We start from the raw sequence: 17,769 nt of genomic DNA, 5'->3' as shown, positions 1-17,769 counted from the left end.
CGTCCTGGCGGCTCAGGAAGGCTGGCACTCGCGGTAGGTGCCGGACAGCAGATAGTCGCGGGCCTGGGCCTCGAATTTGGCTGGCAGCGTCACGGCCGGAATGACCACCTGGTTGAGGCAGAAGATGTGCTGGCAGGCCGTGCACTTGAAGTGCACGTGGTTGTCGAAGTGGGCCTGGGCGCTGCACTCAATGGAGCGCGGCAACCTGCAGGTAACAACGGGTCACTTTCGAGGTCAAGTAGATTATCTAACGTCAAATACCGGTTATTTTAATGTCGGGTTGATGCTGAGCTGGATTTGAGGCCAGCCAAGCCGGCTAACCTTAATTAACGCGTCTATTAATGCCAGCCAGGGATGCTCCCACAGGGGGAGCGTGAGACTGACCGGCTCCGCGCCGGCCCGCAGCCGGTAGGCCGGCGTGTAGGCGAAGGTATAGCCCTGCTCATCCTGGGTCAGGTGTCCCACCACTTCGCTGCGCATCCGTACTTCCGCCCGGCGCATGACTTATTCCGGTTCTGGTGAGCGACTTACCGGTACTGGCCCCACCTCGTGCCCGAACAGCTGCAGCACGGCGTTGACCTTATCTAGGCGCAGGGTTGCTTTGCCCTGTTCCAGCTCGCGCACGAAGCGCAGCCCCACGCCCGCCTTGGCTGCCAGGTCGGGCTGCGAAAGCTGCAGCAAACGGCGGCGCTGCTTTACAAATTCGGCCAATGTATGTGGCATAATATATACCCGTTCGGGTGTAATAAGTAGCTGAACCAGATGTATCGTACCCTATCGGGTATAAAGATGGTGAATACAGAGTAGGTTATACCTCATCGGGTATAAATTATTCGCTGTAATCTGCGGGTCCAAACCCAGCACCGCGCCCTGCCCCAGGTCAGCAACACCGACCTGAGCAGCCTCAAAAACGAGTTGCTGAGCCTCACCCGTCATCCCCAACCCCGTAGCGCTGGCCTACGGCATCCACCTCCATACCTCCACCCTCGAACCCGCCACCTATGCCCGCACCGACGAGCGCGGCATCAAGTGGGCCGACCTGGAAACGCTGGTCCGCCAAGTGCGCCGCCAGCGCTACTGCCGCGACCTGCTCTACCGCGGCCACGCCGAACAGTCCTACATTGCCATCCACGCGGCCACCGGAGTAGGGGGGAAGCTCCGCCCGGACCTGTTGGTGCGCAGCCGCGCCGGCCGCCAGCTCACGCTCATCGACTTCAAAACCACCAGCAGCCCCGACCTGGCACACTTCCTGATTACCATCGAGAAGTACGACTACGACCGCTAGGCCACCCTCTATCTTGACGTGCTGCAGGCTGACTGCTTCCTCATCATCGGGGGGGCAGAAGAAAGCCCCCCATGCACTCTGGACGGTGGAAATAAGTGTCAACACCATCCTCATGGAGCACGGCCGCAAGAAGTACACCGCCCTGCTACGTCACCACGCCCGCCAGATTGGGCAGTCACTGGCTACGCCCCACCTCGGGCAGGCCGCTTAGCCGCCGGCCCGCCTCACCGGTGGACCGGTATCTTTTTTCAGTAGCTTCACCCCATTAATCCGTTGTCTTATGCTACTCCCTGCTAAAAGCCAAGCGCGCACTGCGGTGGCTCATTCCCTGGCCCAACTCAACACGCTGACCAAATACCCGTCCATCCTTACGCTGCATGCCCTCGGCGACCGGGGCCGCCTCACTACCGACTTCACCACCCCGGCGCTGTTCAGCCAACCTCTCACGGCCACCGAGAAGATAGACGGTACCAGTGCCCGCCTGCTGGTCTTCGCCGATGGTTCGTATGTGGTAGGCTCCCGCGAAAACCTGCTCACCGTTAGCGGCGACCTGCTTTTTGACCCGGCTGTGGGCATTGTGGAAGGACTGCGCCGCCTGATTTTCCCGCATTACGCCGATGAACAGGGGCACTTACCCCGGCTACCCTACGGCGCCGGCACCGGCCAGCCGGCTCCACTAACCGTTTTGTTTGGAGAGTTCTACGGTGGCAAAGTCACGGGCAACTCCAAGCAGTATGGTCCACCCGAACAGGTCGGGTTTCGGGTCTTCGACGTGGCCGTGTTTACAGATGCCGCCGCCCTGGCCACTCAGTTGCAGACCGATATTCGGGAGCTGTCCACCTGGCGCGAGTCGGAAACCCCGGCTGGTATGCGTTATGGCCAACCGTTCCTGTCCGGAAAGGAGCTGACGGCCTACCTCACCCAGGTAGGCCTGCCAGACGTCCCCCAACTGCCCACCTATGCGGTGCCCGCCGCCGAATCTACCCACGAAACGGTGCTGGCGTGGCTGCGGGAGCATATTCCGCAAACGCAGGCCGCCCTGTCTGGTCAGGCCATCCCCGGCCGGGCGGAAGGGGCTATTCTACGCACTGCCGACCGCTCCTCAATTGTCAAAATTCGCTTCGAGGACTATGAGCGCACGCTCAATCAACGCGGTAAGGCCTAGTCTTCTACCCATATAACAGCCTGATTTCCGGCCCGGCCCTGTTCGCATAGAGCCGGGCCGGGCTTTCTGTTGGGTACTATACCACATCCCGCCACTTGCTGCGGTGCCAACTCAAAAGCTCCGGGTCCGGCAGAAACCGCTGCCGCAGGCTTCAGGCATTTTGTGGCGCAACCGTTCCAGCGGTGGAATATGCTGCAAAACCCTCCTATCTTACCGGCCTAATTACAGCAAAGCGGCCACCGCCTAGAAAAAGCCAGGTCAAGAGTTGCTTACTTCTCTTCCTGTCCCGAATCAGCAGCTCAATTACCTGGTTTTTTCCGGTGTTCCTTTTAATCTGAATAAGGCCCTTTCGAAGCAGTAGCTCAGTGGTAGAGCATGAAACAGCAGTGGAATTACCTCCTCGGGTCAACCAGTGCTTACTTCCAGGATTTTAGGGTCGTTGGTTCGAATCCAACCTGCTTCACTCCCCACCTCGACGGCGGGATGATATGATCAATCAGCTTGTTTACCGGCCTTTAGCCACCCCATCTTCCCGGCCCCATGAACGATTCCATCGCCAAGGTTAGCCTGCGGCAGCAAGCAATGTATGTCCCGGCAGCAGCGCAAGTCACCACTACGGCTGCTCCGTCGGCCGATACGGCTCTGCTTATAGCCAACCTAGCCAAGCTGGGGTATGCCACGGCGGAACCTTTGCGGCAGGCGCTGGTGGGCACCACGTCCGCGTTCCAGGACCAGCTACTGGCCGTGCTGCGCGAGGTAACCGGCACGGACAAGAACTGGACGCCCCTGGTCAAGGGCTGGGACCAGCTCACGGGCGAAGGCCCCCTCGACCACCTGGTTACCTGGCTAGCCAACGTATTCCAGCACAAGGGCACCCGCCTGCCCTGCGGCCACCTTATCCCCCCAGATACCTTTCCGCTGGAGCGCTACAACGGCTGCCCCTTTTGCGGAACACCGTTCGAGCTGGCTTCCCTCGAGTACACCGGCCAGGGCAGCAAGCTCAAAGAACTGACCTTGTGGACCGATGCGGAGGTGACCGCCTACCTGCGCGACCTGCTGGCGTCGAAGACGGCCCTCGATGCCACCCAGCAGGATAGCCTGCAACGCTTGCTGGCCGTGCTGCCCCTGCCCGCCGACGTGGTCATTGCCATGAAGGAAACCCGCATGGCCGTCATCGATGCGTACGTGACCCTGGGGCAGCCCCAACAGGCCCAGGCCTTCTTCACCTCGCCCACCGACATCCTGCGGTATCTGTGGTTCAGGAAAACCGGCTTCCTGCAGCTCGTCGAGCCGAAAACCATCCTCCGCAAGCAGCAGCGCAACGCCGCCCACCTCGCCGCTCCGCTTGACCGCAGCGCCCAGGCCCGGGTGCAGGCCACCGCCGACCTCAAGCTCAAGTACAGCCGCCGGGAAGCTGCCATGGTGGCCGACTGGCTCAATGCCTTGCCCCAGAGCCCGGCCCAGCTCTGCGAAATCATGCACCCCAAGCGGGGCATGTGGGTGCGCTTCATCCGGGCCCTCCGCCTGGCCGAGTACAGCCAGAAGGGCGGACGAGACAAGCTGCGCGAAACCCTGGACGTATTCTACCACCAGACCTACCCCGTGTGGCAGGGCCGCGTCAACCACTTCCGGCTGCGGGTGGATGCGCCCCAGACCTTCGCCCTGCTTCAGCAGCGGCCCGGCCTGTTCGCCCGGTCCCTGTTTGCCAACATGCTCTGGTTTGGGGCCGAGCCCACCATTGCCGCCTTTGCCGCCATGATTGATAAGGTGCCGGCCCGGCTGGTGTTCACCCTCAACATGTACGCCGACACCTACTTTATCAAGGGTGGCAAGCGGGCCGTCAAACCGCTGGGCGGCGCCAGCAAGCAGATTCCCACCAATCACCTGCTCGACATGTACGACGAGCCCGAGCTGGAAGCCATGCAAACGGCCGTGGCCAGCCTGTGTCTGCTGGCCATGGAGCGCCGGTTTGCGGCCCAGCCCACCCCGCACCGCACCATCTACATCGACCCGGCCCTCTACAAGATTCCGGTTGCCATTGGCGACCGCAGCGAAACCGTGCAGGACCTGCCCGGTGCCCTGATGGGCACCCGCTTCCCCGTCGAGGGGGATTCTGTGCGCCTGTTCATGCAGTGGGGCACAGGCCTGCCCGCCCAGCACCTCGACATGGATTTGAGCTGCACCGTATCCTACGCGGGTGGCACGGAAAGCTGCTCGTTCTCGCAGTTGGTGGCCACCGGCTGCAAGCACAGCGGCGACATTCAGTCCATTCCCGACCAGGTAGGCACGGCCGAATACATCGAGTTGAACCTGCCGGTCCTGCAGCAGGCGCAGGCCCAATATGTCACCTTCACTTCCAACGCCTACACCCACGGCGCCCTCTCGCCCAACCTGGTGGTGGGCTGGATGAGCAGCCAGCACCCCATGCGCATCTCCAGCAGCGGGGTGGCCTATGACCCCTCCTGCGTGCAGCAACAGGTACGGGTAACCAAGACCCTGACCAAGGGGCTGGTGTTTGGGGTGCTGGATGTAGCTCAACGCGAGATTGTGTGGCTGGAAATGTCGTTCCAGGGCCAGCTGGTGCAGAATCTCAACGTGGGCGGGGTGCAGACATTGCTGCGAAAGTTGGAGAGCAAATTGAGCATCGGCCAGCTGCTGGCCGTCAAGGCCCGGGCCCAGAACCTGCAGGTAGTGGAAACCACCGAGGCCGATGAAGTCTACTCCACCACCTGGGCCCGGAACACGGCGGCCGTCACCCAGTTGCTGGTCGACTGAGTTGTCGGCGTAGATTCCCAACGCATCAGGACTCCATCGGCTGGGTGATGGCCGCTGGGCTCAGTTCCGGGCTGCTGCTACCCACTTCGTCCGGTGCCAGCTCAAAAACTCCGGATCGAGCAGCAAGCCATGGAAGACGTGGCGCCAACTACAACCGCCGACGCCGTTGCACAGCCAGCCGCCGCCGAATAACTTGATATTTTGCCACTGCGAGTCAGGGAGGGCCATACTGCAGCCTAGAAACTACAACTCCCTGACGCCTTTTCAATTAACCTGAACTCTACTTTCCGAATACGTTCTATCAATGAAGTTTTGCTATTTGCTGCTGCTCTGCCTTTTCTCCCTTGTGTGCAACAGCCAATCCCCGCAAAAGGCGGACAGAAGCTATGTCTTCCGGGGAGTAAATGTGGTGGATGTAGCGTCGGGCTCAATCGTCTCCAACACTAATGTCCTAGTCAGCAATGGGAAGATCGTGGCCGTTGGGCGCAGCAAGCCAAAGCTCCCCAAGGGCACGGTAGTACTGGATGCAAAAGGCAAATTCATCATGCCCGGCATGTACGACATGCATGCCCATTTTCCCAACGTCGATGGCGAACCCTTTCCTGTGGACGACTACCTGTTGCTCAACCTGTCGCGGGGCATCACCTCTCTCCGGATCATGCGGGGCGCGCCGGTCGTGTTGGAGTGGAAACAAAAGATCCAGAACGAAGAGGTAATCGGGCCCTCTCTATTCGTGGGTTCTCCCGCCCTGGTGGTCGACGAAAAGTTGCAGCAGCAAGCTTTGCGCCCGCTCCTGGCAGGCTACCAGCGGCAGGGCTACGATTTCATCAAATACCTCGGCGGCAACAACCAGGGGGTGTACGACTCCATCAATTACATCGCGCAGCAAATCGGCATTAAGGTCGCCGGCCATGGGCCACCCATGGGCCTGGAGGCCGCCGTCAACGCCGGTCAGTCGTCGGTGGAGCACATCGAACCCTTCATCGGCCTCTATTTGTACGACAGCACGCGCTATGCCGCCGCCATGACCAGGTTCGTGGAGAAGAAGCTCTGGTCGTGTCCCGACCTGTACTGGTACCTGATCTACGGGTATCAGATTCCGAAGCCGAAGCTGCTGGCCTCCCCCGGTATTGAGTACGTTCCGAAAGAGATGGTAGCCCGCTGGGAAAAAGAGCTGTACGGCATCGATAGCACCACCCTCAAGCGCAAATACGACGCCTATGCCCTGCGGGTAAACACGTACAAAAAACTGTTGCCGCGCAAAGACAAACAGGGCGTCAATCTACTGGTGAGCCCCGGCGACGGCGTGTTTGTAATCCCGGGGTACAGCTACTTTGAAGAAATGAAGCTGTTCGCCCAGTGCGGCATCAGTAACGCCCACATTCTGCAAGCGTGCACGTCCAACGCTGCCCACTATTTCGGAGAGGACAAGCGGGGCAGAATTGAAGCGGACCAACCTGCCGATATCGTGTTACTCGACGCGAATCCACTGCTGGACATTGCAAATACTACCATGATCAGTGGAGTAATGGTGCGCGGCCGGTGGTTTTCCAAGAAGGAGCTAGACGAGAAATTGGTGGCGATAAAAAAGAAATACACCAACTGACCGCGCATCCGTAACCACTCATACAGCCACGCCTGACCTTATTGAGTGGGGCCAGCAGAAGAATTCGGCGCTGCTGCAGCACTATGCCCGGCAGGTCCCTGACCCGGCGCCGCCACCGCCGCCGCCGGCTTCCCGAGCACGGCATCCAGCTCTTCCGACGTCGGCAGGCTGCGGCGCAGCTCCGCGGGCAGGGTAGTGGTAAGCTGCCACTCGGCCACGCCAATCGGCTGGCTCAGGCCGCGCAATGCGTATTCCGCTACCACCCGGTTCTGACTTTTGCACAAAATCAGCCCGATGGTGGGCTGGTCGGTCGGGTGGCGCAGCAGGTCGTCGGCCGCTGCCAGGTAGAAGTTCATCTTGCCGCTGTCCTCGGGCTTGAACTCGCCCATCTTCAGGTCGATGACGACGAAGCACCGCAGCTTAAGGTGATAGAACACCAGATCTAGGTAGTAGTCCTGCCCGCCGACTTCCAGGTGGTATTGGCTGCCCACCAGCGCAAAGCCCTTGCCCAGCTCCAGCAGGAAGGAGCGCACATGTTCGAGCAGGCCCCGCTCCAAATCCCGTTCCTGCGCCTCCGGCCCCAGGGAGAGGAAATCGAAGGTGTACGGGTCTTTCAGAATCTGCTGCGCCAACTCCGACTGCGGGGCGGGCAGTGTGCGGCTAAAGTTGCTCACCGCCCGGCCCTGCCGGTGGTAGAGGCCGCTTTCCACCTGCGCGGCCAGCACGTTGCGGCTCCAGCCGTTTTCAATGGTCTGCTGCACGTACCATGCCCGCTCGACCGGGTCTTTCACCTTGTCCAGTAGGATGCAGTTGTGGAACCAAGGCAATTTTGCAGCAAGCTGCTGCAAAATTGCTTCGTCTGCCCACTGTTCTGCAAACGCCTTCATATACCGCAGGTTACGCGCAGAAAAGCCGGTAATAGCTGGAAACTCAGTGCGCAGGTCCGTTGCCAGTCGGGCAACTACTTTGGCTCCCCAACCCTGCTGTTGCTCTTGCAGTAAGATGCTGCGGCCAATGCGCCAGTACAGCTACACCAACTCTGAATTCACCGCCAACGCCGCCCGCACCTGCGTTTCGCGGATGTGGGCCTTTAGCTCGGTCAGGAACTGCGGATAATCAGATGGTAACGAGAGACCAGACATAGGCAGCGAAGATAAAACAGGCGCAAACGAAACGAAGACCGCTCACGCAAAATTACCAGTGGCCCTTGCCCCGCCTCAGGGCGGTCAATACCTAGCCCACGGCCATCTTCCCGGCATCATGCCACAGGAACCCCGGCAGCGGCGTGGCCAGCTCCCAGGTAATGGCCATGGGCCGGTTGCCCTGGTGGCTCAGGTACCGTACCGGCCCCAGAAACACGTAGGGCATGGTCAGCCCCGCCGCATCCTGGTTCCGCTCGCGCACGAACAGCAGAATCTGCTTGCCCTGCGCCTGGTGCTGAATGTAGCTGATGCCCTTGGGCGTGTCCTCGGCCGTGCTGTTCTGCGACTCCCAGTGAAACAGCGTGTCACTAATGGCATAGTCGTGGTAGAGCGTGGTAGGGGAGTAGTTGCGGCTGGACTTTTCAAGCGTCACAAACAGTAGCTCCGTGTTCAGCGCCGCTACGTAGCACACCCCCTCGCGCACCGACGGATTCCGCTCAAACGTCCACACCCCGAACGCGCACAGGATTTCGTCGCGGCCATAGCGGCTGTGCAGCTGCAGGGCGCAGGGGTAGGGTAGGTCCAGGGCCACGGGCGGACTGCTGATTTGCGCTTCGCACACGTCCACTACCTCCCGCACCTCCGCCGTCAGGGTCAGCATGGCCCGCAGCGTGGCTAGGCTGTCCGGCAACGAAACCAGGCCCAGCCTGGGCCCCGGCTTCTGGTAAAGCAGGTAGTGCAGCATCAGCCCCATTTCCGGGCCCAGCGGCATGGCCAACAGCTCCGTCAGCTCTTCCACTCCCGCAAATACCCGCCGCACAAAGGCCAGGAAAGCGGGCCCGTTCACTTGGGCCAACCGCCACACGCTGCCCACCAGCTGTCTTTCCGTGGCCGCCAGCGCCTGCGGCACCAACACCCCCGCCCGCACTTTCAGCGCCGTCCAGCCCCGGTCGCCGCGGGAGCGGTAAATATCCACCAGCGCAAAGTGGGTGTGCGTCAGAAAATTGGCCAGCGTGAGCGGCAGCGCACTTTCCAGGGCGAAGCCGCGGATGCGCCGTTCCAGCACCCGCACGTTCTCGCCGGTGGCGGCTTTGATGTTGTCGAGAATGAACCGCATGGCCTCGCGCTCCATCTGGATGCTGCAGCCCACCGGTAGCCGCGGGAAGCCCGCCTCCGCTTCGCTCAGCACCGAGCCGCCGGTGCGGCCCAGCAGCGCCCGGAACTTCTGCTCGTAGCTGTACTCCTGCCGGGCCTGCCCCACGAAGTCCAGCACCGTGAGGCACTCCTTGCTCTCGTGCAGGCGCAGCCCCCGGCCCAGCTGCTGCAAAAACACCGTCAGGCTTTCCGTGGGCCGCAAAAACAGCAGCGTGTCCACCTCGGGAATGTCCACGCCCTCGTTAAAGATATCCACCACGAACAGGTAGTTGAGCTCCCCGCGCCGCAGCTGCGCCACCGCCGCCCGCCGCTGCTCCGGCGTGGTGTCGCCGCTGGCCAGGTAGCTGGCCCGCAGGCCGGCCGCCTGGAACCTGGCCGCCATAAGCCGCGCGTGCTCCCGCGTCACGCAGAACCCCAGGGCCCGCGCCTGCTGGGGCGCCAGCAAATAGCGCTGCAGGGCGCCCAAAATGGCACTCACCCGCACGTCGTTGCCGGTGTACACGTTGGTCAGGTCCTCGGCGGCGTAGCGCCCGTTGGTCCAGCGCACGTTACGGTAGTCCACGGGGTCGGTGATGCAGAAGTACTGAAACGGCACCAGCAGCCCCCGCGCAATGGCTTCGGGCAGCCGGATTTCCGCCGCAATGGTGTTATCGAAGTCCGGCAGAATACTCTCCCCATCAGCCCGCTCCGGCGTGGCTGTCAGCCCCAGCAGAATAGTCGGCTCAAACCACGCCAGGATGGGCCGGTACGAAGCTGCCGCCAAGTGGTGCACTTCGTCAATCACCAGGTACTGATAGTAGTCGCGCGGGATGGTCTGCTGAAAGAAATCCAGCCGCGAGGCGAAGGTCTGCACCGACACGAACAGGTGCTCAAACTGCACCGGCTGCTCGGCGCCCACCCACAACTCCCCGAAGTTGGCCTCCCCCAGAATGTGCCGGAACGTGGCCCGGGCCTGCCGCAGAATCTCTTCCCGGTGGGCCACAAACAGCAGCCGCGGCAACCCCGTCAGCTGCCGGGCAAACCGGGCGTAGTCAAACGCCGACACCACCGTTTTGCCCGTGCCCGTGGCCGCCACCACCAGGTTGCGGAAGTGCCCCCGCAGGCTCCTTTCCACGGCCAGCCGGTCCAGGATTTCCTGTTGGTAGGGAAACGGCCGGATGCGGAAGTTGGGCAACGCATCAGCCTCCGCCGCTCCACTATCGGCCTGGCGCAAAGCCTGGGCCAGCTTCAAGCGTTGTTCCGGCAGGCTGCGGTAGTCCTCAAATTCCGGCGAGTTCCAGTAGGTCTCAAACGTGCCCCGAAACTTGTTCAAAATGGCCGCATTGTCCTGGGCCGTCACCTTCACGTTCCACTCCAGCCCGCTGGTCAGCGCCGAGCGGCTCATGTTGCTCGACCCGATGTAGGCCGTATCAAACCCCGAGTTGCGGCTGAACAGGTAGGCCTTGGCGTGCAGCCGCTCGTGGGCCGTGTTGTAGCTGATGCGCAACTCGGCTCCCGGCAGCGCGGCCAGCGCATCCACCGCTTTCTGGTCGGTGGCGCCCATGTAGGTGGTCGTGAGCAGCCTCAGCGGCTTGCCCTGCTCGGCAAACGCCTGGAGTGCGGGCAGCAGCAACCGTAGCCCGCTCCACTTCACGAAGCTCACGATAAAGTCAATCCGGTCGGCCGTCGCAATTTCCTTCTTCAGCTCGGCCTCCATCGACAGCTCCGTATTGCCCCCGCTGAACAGGTCGCTCTGCGAAAACCGCAGCGCCGGCTCCAGGCTATCCAGGTGCTTGCCCAAGTCGTTTTGCGCGGCCAGCGGCACCTGCAGCCGCGGCAGCACCGCCCGCAGCAGCTGCCCTTCCGGCGCCAGGCCGCTGCCCTCGGCCAGCACGTCCGACTTTTCCTGCAGGTAGGCAATGACTTCGTTGGCCAGAGTCAGCTGCTCACTTACCTCTTCGTTCTTGGCCAGCTGCCCCAGCACTTTGCCCAGCAGCTGCGTCAGGTGCCGCGTAATAAACACCGCCGCATCATCGGCCCCCAGATTCTTTTCCGCAATAGCGTAGGTAGTGGTTTCTAATGCAGCAAGCTGGCTCCGCAGCTGTTGCGTAACCAGCGTTTCGTAATGGCCCGTTTCCAATACAGTAAGGATAGCGTAATTGAGCGCGCAACGTCGCGGCGGCCGTGCAAGGAACGCCCGATTGTGACAGGAATCCAAACCACCCGCAACAAGTGCCGCCTTCCGGCAGTCTACTTCGGTGCGTAGGTAAATCCGACGCTGCTATATTAGCTCAATCGTATTTCGCCGGCCTGCGGGTCTATACTATTTCCCTATGTCTATAGCTGATCTGCGGATCGTCTTGTCCCTGACCGTGGCCCTGATGGTCACCGCCCCGCTCACTGCTCAAACTCCCCGCCTTGCCGAACCGCCGGCCCGGCGCCTGCCCGCGACGGTGGGCGAGTTGTACGCGGAGGCCCGTCAGGCAGCGCTGAAGCAGGACGCCAAAACTGCGCTGCGCCAGTTGAATCAGGCCGTGGCGAAGGGGTTTATTGCGGCCGAAACCCTGGAGCAGGAAACTGATTTTGCCTCCCTGCGGAAGCTGCCCGGCTGGGAGCGGCTGCTCGACTCTGCCCGCGCCCGTCAGCGGCAGCACGAGTCCGCCTTCGACCCCGGCTTGCTGGCGCTGATGAGGAAAATCAGGTTTCAGGATCAGCAGTACCGCGTGGTAGCAGTAGAAGCAGAACGGCAATACGGCGTAGATGCGCCGCAGATGCGGGCGGCCATGGCCAAACAGGATAAACTGGACCCCCAACTCATCCGCCGGGTGGACAGCCTGCTGGCCATCCATGGCTACCCCGGCAGGTCGAAGGTAGGCGAGTACCAGCAATCAACGGCCTTTCTCGTCATCCAGCACAACCCCGACGAAAAGTACCTGCCCCTGCTTACTGCCGCCGCCGATAAGGGCGAGGTGAACTGGTCGGCGGTAGCGCTGTTCGTGGATCGAATCCGGGGAATGAAGGGGGAAAAGCAACTCTACGGCTCCCAATTGGGGCCGGCCGTGAATGGCCGTTATACACTTCACCCCATTGAAGACGAGCCCAAGGTAAACGTACGCCGGGCCAAGGTGGGTCTGCCGCCGCTGGAGGACTATCTGAAAAAGTGGAACATTGCCTACCAGGTGCCCACGGCGACCCACAACCCCAATCCGCCTGAACTCTACACCCAACCCCGCCTGGCAACGCAGGAGGAGGAGAGGTCAACGGTGGAGCTCATTGGCGGCTACGAAGTCCTTTACGCCCGCTTGCAATACCCCGCCGCTGCCCGTCAGCAGAGCCTGAGCGGCCACGTCACGGTGCAGCTGACCATCGACCCCCAGGGCGTGCCCCAGAACGTGACAGTCGTGCAAGGCCTCGGGGCCGGCTGTGACGAAGAAGCGCTACGCGTGATGCGCGCCGCCTGCTTCACCAACGCCAGCGGCCAGGACCACGAAATCCGGATGAGCCTACCGTTTCCGTATGTGGAGGGCAAATAGGGGCCACGATGACAAGAGTTGAAAGTCCGCTGTGCTTATGACTTAGGATTAGAAAGTTCATATCGTCGTCTCTAAACCTAATGCGAAAGGCCGGCCCCTACGGAGTAGGAGCCGGCCTTGCCGGTTGTCGCTGGGTGGCTGCTAATTCAGCGTTTCCGCTTCCCGCGCTGCCATCGGCGCGGCGTCCGGTTCCGGCTTCACCACAATAGCAACCGGCGCCGGCGCTACAGTGAGCGGGCCCGTTACCACTTCCCCGAACAGCGGATTAGCCGGCAGCACCTGCCCGCCGTTGCCGTCCGGAATCTGGTTGCAGAGGACCAGCTCTTCGCCCGGCGTACTCCGGGCCAGCGTATCGGTCAGCTGCCCGCGCGTCACCGGCTGCTGCAGGTCGTGCACCAGCAGCGTCTGTATGCGCGGCCGCGTTGTAGAGTTGGTTGAGCGCGTTCATCTGCGAGGACGCGTCCCCGGCCGCCCCGATGGCATCGGCCAGCAGCTTGGTGTAGCGCCGGGCTTTCCGGTCGGCTTTGGCCCGCAGGCGGATGGCGCGCTTCATGCGCCGCCTGAATTGGGTCTGATAGGCGGCAAGCTGGCCTGGTGAGGCCTCCGCTGGCAGGCGGCGGGGCACCGGCAGGCAGCAGAAGTGCGCCCTGCCGGTGCCCCGCCGTGCGTGCCCATCACTCCGCCAGTCCGGGGCTAGCGGCGGCGGGCGAAGAACTCCAGCACGGCCTGGTTGAACTCCGCGGGAACTTCCGTGGGCGCATCGTGGCCGGCTTTGCGGAAGATCTTCAGCGTGGCGCGGGGCAGCCTGGCGGCTATCAGGTCCGTGTGCTCCCGCCTGACGATGTCGTTCTCGCCCGCCATCACCAGCACCGGCACGTTGATCTGGGCCAACGCATCCGGCGCGATGTGCGGCTCGGTGAGCAGCAGGTTTTTCAACCGGTACTCCATATCCGCCTCCGTCACGCCGCGGCCTTTCATCTCCGTCAGCTGCCGGCGCAGCTGCGCGTTCAGCTTCGGCGATATTGACTGGTCGTTGTTGTAGAGCACTGCCGCCATCGAGGCCAGCTGCCGCACCTTGCCCGGGTGCCGCATGGCCAGCAGCAGGCCGATGTTGCCGCCGTCGCTCCAGCCCAGCACGCGGGCGCTGTCCACGCCCAGCACCTGCAGCAACGCGGCCGCATCGTCGGCAAACAGCTCGTAGGTGAGCCGGGTGGTGTCGGCCTGCGAGTTGCCCTGGCCCCGGCTGTCGAGCGCAATCACCTGGTAGCTTTTGGCCAGCGCCGGAATCTGCTGGCTGAAGGAGTTGATGGACATATTGTTGCCGTGCAGCAGCAGCAGCGGCTCGCCGGCGCCGTACAGCTCGTAATAGAGCCGCACGCCGTTCACGGTGGCATACCGGCCCCGCCGCGTGTTGTCGCCGTACTCCTCTGATTCCGCCCGGGAGTTGTCAATCAGCAGCGACTGCCGGCCGGAGCGGGCCTTGTCGGTGGTCAGCCGCACGTTGACCATCTCCTTGTACTCCCCCACATACCAGGGCCGGAGCGTGTCGGCCTCAAAGCCCGCGTTGCCCAGCGGCACGCTGATCGTTTTACCCTTGCTGGTGATGAGCAGCTCGAAATCATCGAAATAATACCGGCCCCGGCCGGAAAAGAACATGCCCACCGACAGCTTGTTGGCCTGCCGGTCAATCCGCCCGGAAACCGACAGCGCAGTCCAGGCGCCGGGCCTGTAGGCTTCCATGCCGTACCTATCGAAGTAGGTCTTGATGGTCTTCTTGTCCAACAAGGCGACGGCGCAGGTAATGGCGCCGCCATGGCGCGCCTTGTCCTCAATCAGCACCTGGCCGCGCACCTCGAACGTGGCGTTCGGATAAGCGGCCACGTCGACCGTCTGCAGCAGATAGGATAATTTCTCTTGAGCATGGGCGGCCAGGGCCATGCACAGCAGCACAAGCAGGAGTAGGGTTTTTCTCACAGTAGCAGGATAAGAGAGTGAAAGCGCTTAAGCATAGGGCTGGGCGTAGCCGTGCCGCGGGCCGGAACCGGGACGCAGAAAGGCCGGCCCGTACCGGGAAGGCAGGGCCGGCCCGACGGTATGGTGCGGGTTTCCTCAGAAATCAGGCCAGAGCAATCAGGCCAGGCTGGCAGATAACGTGCGCCCGGAACGCCACCGGCCGGGCTGCCACTCGTCTTGGCAATCCGCTAGCGGGCGATCTGGCCGCCGCTTCTTCTGCCGCATGCCGCTGCAGCCCGGAACCATCTATCCCCAGGCCGGACAGCGGACATCCCAACGCGTGCAGCCGGCGCGGCTGGGTGCCAGGCCTTAGAGCCGGTCCCAGGCCGTGCCGTTGCGCTCCTCGAACCGGATCAGTCCATCGGCCTTGGTCAGGTACAGACGTACTATCACCCGCGACCCCGAACCGGGAAAGGAGGGGCTGTCGCTCCACACCGCCGGGTAGGTGCGGCCCGCGAAGGTGGCGGGCGCCAGCGCCTGGGTGCCGTTCTCAATCTGCTGCAGCGGCGGCTCCACGCTGCTGAAGCCCACGGACAGCTGCGCCTCCGTCCGGGAGGAGTTTTGCGCCGCCAGATAGAACCGGATGACGTGTTCTACCCCCTTGCCAGTGGAATCGGTTCGCTCCAGCGTGCGCGTGGCGTACTCGCGGTAGTACACGGGGCACGGGTCAACCCCTGAGCCGCTGCCGTCCATCTTTCCTTCGGCCTCGGTCACGCGGTAGCTGCGCACGTAGCCCGTGCCGGCGTTGCGGAACCGTAGCACCATTCCCTTGGCGTACGGATCAACCCAGGCGCGCAGGCCGGGCGTCAGCGGGTACTGGGGCAGGTTGTCGGTGTCGCAGACCTTGTCGCAGGCCGGGCAAAGCAGCAATAACCCCGCTGCCAGGGGGAATAGGTAAAGGACGCGCACAGCGTGAAAGCAATAAGTGATACAGAATAAGCAGGCGGAAATATAGGAAAAGGGAATGCTTTCAATCCGGTAGCGGGCGCGGCCTGACGGCCAGGGCCGCGCTTTCGCGCCGCGGGGAAAGGGCTGCCGGCCGGCAGGGCGGCAGCCTGTCCGGCCGGCCCGTCGTTTACCGGCGCACCAAGAACCGGGTCTTCTCCCAGCCCAGGCCCGTGAAGAAGGTCAGGAAGTAGACGCCGGTGGGCAGATAGTCTACCCGCAGCGTGGCCTGGTGGCGCACCGGGGCCGAGCGCAGCAGCACCTTGCCCGCCGCGTCGGTGACGAACAGCTCCTGCACGTCGCCTTCCAGCTCCACGTGCAGCACGTCGGCGGTGGGGTTGGGATAGCACGACCAGGTGCAGCGCCGGCCGGGCCGGGTGGCGGGGGCCGCCGTGCTGTCGCGGGCGGCCGTGTCGCGGGCAGCGGTGTAGCGGCCGGAGAGCGTGCCGGGCCGGCGGCCGGCCGTTGCGGCCGGCACCTGGCAGTCGGTGGTGGCGGCGTAGCGGCCGATGATCTTCACCAGCAAAGCATTTAGCTGCTCCACCTCGAACCGGTCGGTGGTGGGCTTGAGGTGGGGATTGCCTACGCCGCTGTCGTCGGTGAGAAACACGTAGGTGCCGTTGGTAGCCAGGGCCAGAGCGCGCAGCAGGTACTCGGTGCTTTTGTCGATGCCGCTGGCCGCCACGGGAATCAGGCGGATGCCCTGGGCGGCGGCCTTGCGCACCGAGCGCTGCAGCGAGGCCAGCACCTGCGGGTTTTCGTGGGGCGGGGCGTCAAGAATCAGAAACAGCAGCCGCGCCCGGGCCTCGGGGGCCCAGGCCAGCTCGTTGACGGCCACGTCCAGGGCCTGGTCGACGGCCTCGGGAAAGTCGCCCCCGCCGCCGGCCTGCTGGGCGCGCAGGAAGTCCAGGGTCTGGCCCAGGTTGGCGCTCAGGTTGGTGTGGCGGGTCAGGTACTCGTCGCCGGCGTCGCGGTAGAACACGCTGCCCACGTTGAGCGTGACGCCGGCCAGTGAGTCGCGCACCTGGCCGATAACGTCCTCCAGCTCGGCCTGCAGGTAGCGGATCTCATCGCCCATCGAGCCGGTGGCGTCCACCACGAAGGCCACGTCCACCACGGCCGGCGTGCGGCAGGGCCGCGGCACCCGGATGGTATTGAGGCCCTGCTGAAAGCGCGTGGGCTGGCGCACGGTGTAGGTCTGCCCGTCCACCAGTGCCTGCAGGCTGGCCACCTGCCCGGGGCCCGCGGCCGGCCCGGCCGTGAACAGGTTGCTCCAGAGCTCACACCGGCCGGTGTTGTCGGTGCGGGCCTGCCAGAGCAGCGAGTCGCGCTGGTCTTTGAGCTGCACGGCCACCCCTACCACGGGGTAGCCGTCCTCGGTCAGCAGCTGGGCAGTGTAGCGCTCCAGAGGCCGGATGCGCCACTGCTCGCCCCAGCGGCTCAGCTCCTGCCGGGCAATGTCGGGCCACAGGTGCCACTTGCCGAAGTCGTTGACTTCCCCGGCCGTCAGCACGCCCGCGCTGGCTTTCGGGCCCGAAGACCCGGTTTCACGCTTGGCCCGGGTGCTCAGCTCGGCGCGGGCCGGGGCGGCCAGAGTGCTCATTCCCCGGATCCGTATCCCGGGCGCCGCCCCCTTCACCGTGCTTACGGCAGCGCTGATGTGGCTGGTTCCGGAGGGAGCATGCCCCGTCACCACCACTTCGGACAGGGCCTTCGCGTCAGCTTCCAGCCACACCGTTACCGAATCGGGCCGGCCGGCGAGGCTGATTTCCTGGAAAATATAGCCAATCGAGGACACGAAAAGGCGCGGGGCGTGGCCCGAGACAACGAGCGTGAAGCGGCCCTGCGCGTCGGTGGACGCGCCGTTGGTGGTGCCCTTTTGCAGCACCGTGACTCCGGGCAGGGCCACCCGGCTGGCTTTGTCGCGCACAATGCCCGAGACGGTGGTGGACTGGGCGGCGGCGCCCCGGAACACAAGTAGCAGCAGTAGAAGCAGCAGCAGCGGGAGAGAGGTTTTCATGGCAGCAGGCGGACTGAGTACACCCCGCCGGGCCGGCTTCTTCCGGGAAGCCGCGCCCGGCGGGCCTGCCAGTCTGATGCCGCGCCGATGCCGTTTGCACACGGCCGCCGCCGGTTTTTTTCTGCCGCCGCCTGCGGCCCGGTCGCGCGGG

General features: G+C 63.4%; 15 protein-coding genes and 1 tRNA gene. 7 read left to right on the top strand and 9 right to left on the bottom strand.

What is annotated here, in order from left to right:
- Positions 1-12: 12 nt before the first annotated feature.
- Genes N008_RS19805 through N008_RS19795 form a run of 3 tightly spaced genes read right to left on the bottom strand, consistent with a single transcriptional unit; the run spans position 13 to position 723 of the window.
- Positions 13-204 (bottom strand): hypothetical protein, encoded by a 192-nt coding sequence (locus N008_RS19805; protein ID WP_044018000.1) that lies wholly within the window; start codon positions 202-204, stop codon positions 13-15.
- A gap of 60 nt (positions 205-264) precedes the next feature.
- Positions 265-501 carry a HipA N-terminal domain-containing protein gene (locus N008_RS22010; protein WP_052381783.1) on the bottom strand — a complete coding sequence of 79 codons (237 nt, stop codon included), beginning with the start codon at positions 499-501 and terminating at the stop codon, positions 265-267.
- A 3-nt stretch (positions 502-504) separates the two neighbouring features.
- Positions 505-723 (bottom strand): helix-turn-helix transcriptional regulator, encoded by a 219-nt coding sequence (locus tag N008_RS19795; RefSeq protein WP_044017999.1) that lies wholly within the window; start codon positions 721-723, stop codon positions 505-507.
- Between the two features lie 337 nt (positions 724-1,060).
- Between N008_RS19795 and N008_RS23935 the strand changes: the two genes are divergently transcribed.
- From N008_RS23935 to N008_RS19775, 6 genes are all read left to right on the top strand, one after another.
- A complete protein-coding gene (locus tag N008_RS23935; protein ID WP_044017998.1) occupies positions 1,061-1,285 on the top strand; it encodes a hypothetical protein in 225 nt (74 codons plus the stop codon).
- 85 nt (positions 1,286-1,370) lie between these two features.
- Positions 1,371-1,496, top strand: a complete 126-nt coding sequence (locus tag N008_RS24090) for a hypothetical protein (protein WP_262489699.1) — start codon at positions 1,371-1,373, stop codon at positions 1,494-1,496.
- Between the two features lie 69 nt (positions 1,497-1,565).
- A complete protein-coding gene (locus N008_RS19785) occupies positions 1,566-2,450 on the top strand; it encodes an RNA ligase family protein (RefSeq protein WP_052381782.1) in 885 nt (294 codons plus the stop codon).
- A gap of 351 nt (positions 2,451-2,801) precedes the next feature.
- Positions 2,802-2,913, top strand: a tRNA-OTHER gene (locus tag N008_RS23405).
- A gap of 77 nt (positions 2,914-2,990) precedes the next feature.
- Complete coding sequence (locus N008_RS19780) at positions 2,991-5,225, top strand: prokaryotic RING finger family 4 (RefSeq protein WP_044017997.1); 2,235 nt, start codon at positions 2,991-2,993, stop codon at positions 5,223-5,225.
- Between the two features lie 319 nt (positions 5,226-5,544).
- Positions 5,545-6,831: an amidohydrolase family protein gene (locus N008_RS19775; RefSeq protein WP_197062910.1), complete on the top strand. Its 1,287-nt coding sequence runs from the start codon at positions 5,545-5,547 to the stop codon at positions 6,829-6,831.
- 38 nt (positions 6,832-6,869) lie between these two features.
- Here N008_RS19775 and N008_RS19770 read toward each other — a convergent pair whose 3' ends face one another.
- Both N008_RS19770 and N008_RS19765 read right to left on the bottom strand, forming a co-directional pair.
- A complete protein-coding gene (locus N008_RS19770; protein ID WP_262489726.1) occupies positions 6,870-7,847 on the bottom strand; it encodes a YhcG family protein in 978 nt (325 codons plus the stop codon).
- Between the two features lie 217 nt (positions 7,848-8,064).
- Complete coding sequence (locus N008_RS19765; protein WP_052381781.1) at positions 8,065-11,247, bottom strand: DUF3427 domain-containing protein; 3,183 nt, start codon at positions 11,245-11,247, stop codon at positions 8,065-8,067.
- A 193-nt stretch (positions 11,248-11,440) separates the two neighbouring features.
- Here N008_RS19765 and N008_RS19760 point away from each other — a divergent pair, with 193 nt between their 5' ends.
- Positions 11,441-12,640 carry an energy transducer TonB gene (locus N008_RS19760; protein WP_081910905.1) on the top strand — a complete coding sequence of 400 codons (1,200 nt, stop codon included), beginning with the start codon at positions 11,441-11,443 and terminating at the stop codon, positions 12,638-12,640.
- Between the two features lie 141 nt (positions 12,641-12,781).
- On the opposite strand, the gene N008_RS23930 is transcribed toward N008_RS19760, so the two are convergent.
- From N008_RS23930 to N008_RS22000, 4 genes are all read right to left on the bottom strand, one after another.
- On the bottom strand, positions 12,782-13,036 hold the full coding sequence (locus N008_RS23930) for a hypothetical protein (RefSeq protein WP_044017994.1): 255 nt from the start codon (positions 13,034-13,036) through the stop codon (positions 12,782-12,784).
- A gap of 297 nt (positions 13,037-13,333) precedes the next feature.
- Complete coding sequence (locus N008_RS22780) at positions 13,334-14,614, bottom strand: alpha/beta fold hydrolase (protein ID WP_156109432.1); 1,281 nt, start codon at positions 14,612-14,614, stop codon at positions 13,334-13,336.
- A 348-nt stretch (positions 14,615-14,962) separates the two neighbouring features.
- The gene (locus N008_RS19745; RefSeq protein ID WP_156109431.1) at positions 14,963-15,562 is read right to left on the bottom strand and encodes a hypothetical protein; all 600 of its coding nucleotides are present in this window, start codon (positions 15,560-15,562) and stop codon (positions 14,963-14,965) included.
- 166 nt (positions 15,563-15,728) lie between these two features.
- A complete protein-coding gene (locus N008_RS22000) occupies positions 15,729-17,618 on the bottom strand; it encodes a carboxypeptidase-like regulatory domain-containing protein (protein WP_052381779.1) in 1,890 nt (629 codons plus the stop codon).
- Positions 17,619-17,769 lie beyond the last annotated feature (151 nt).

The sequence above is a fragment of the Hymenobacter sp. APR13 genome, from assembly GCF_000737515.1.
Classification (GTDB): domain Bacteria; phylum Bacteroidota; class Bacteroidia; order Cytophagales; family Hymenobacteraceae; genus Hymenobacter.
This window is presented reverse-complemented; position numbering and strand designations above follow the sequence as displayed.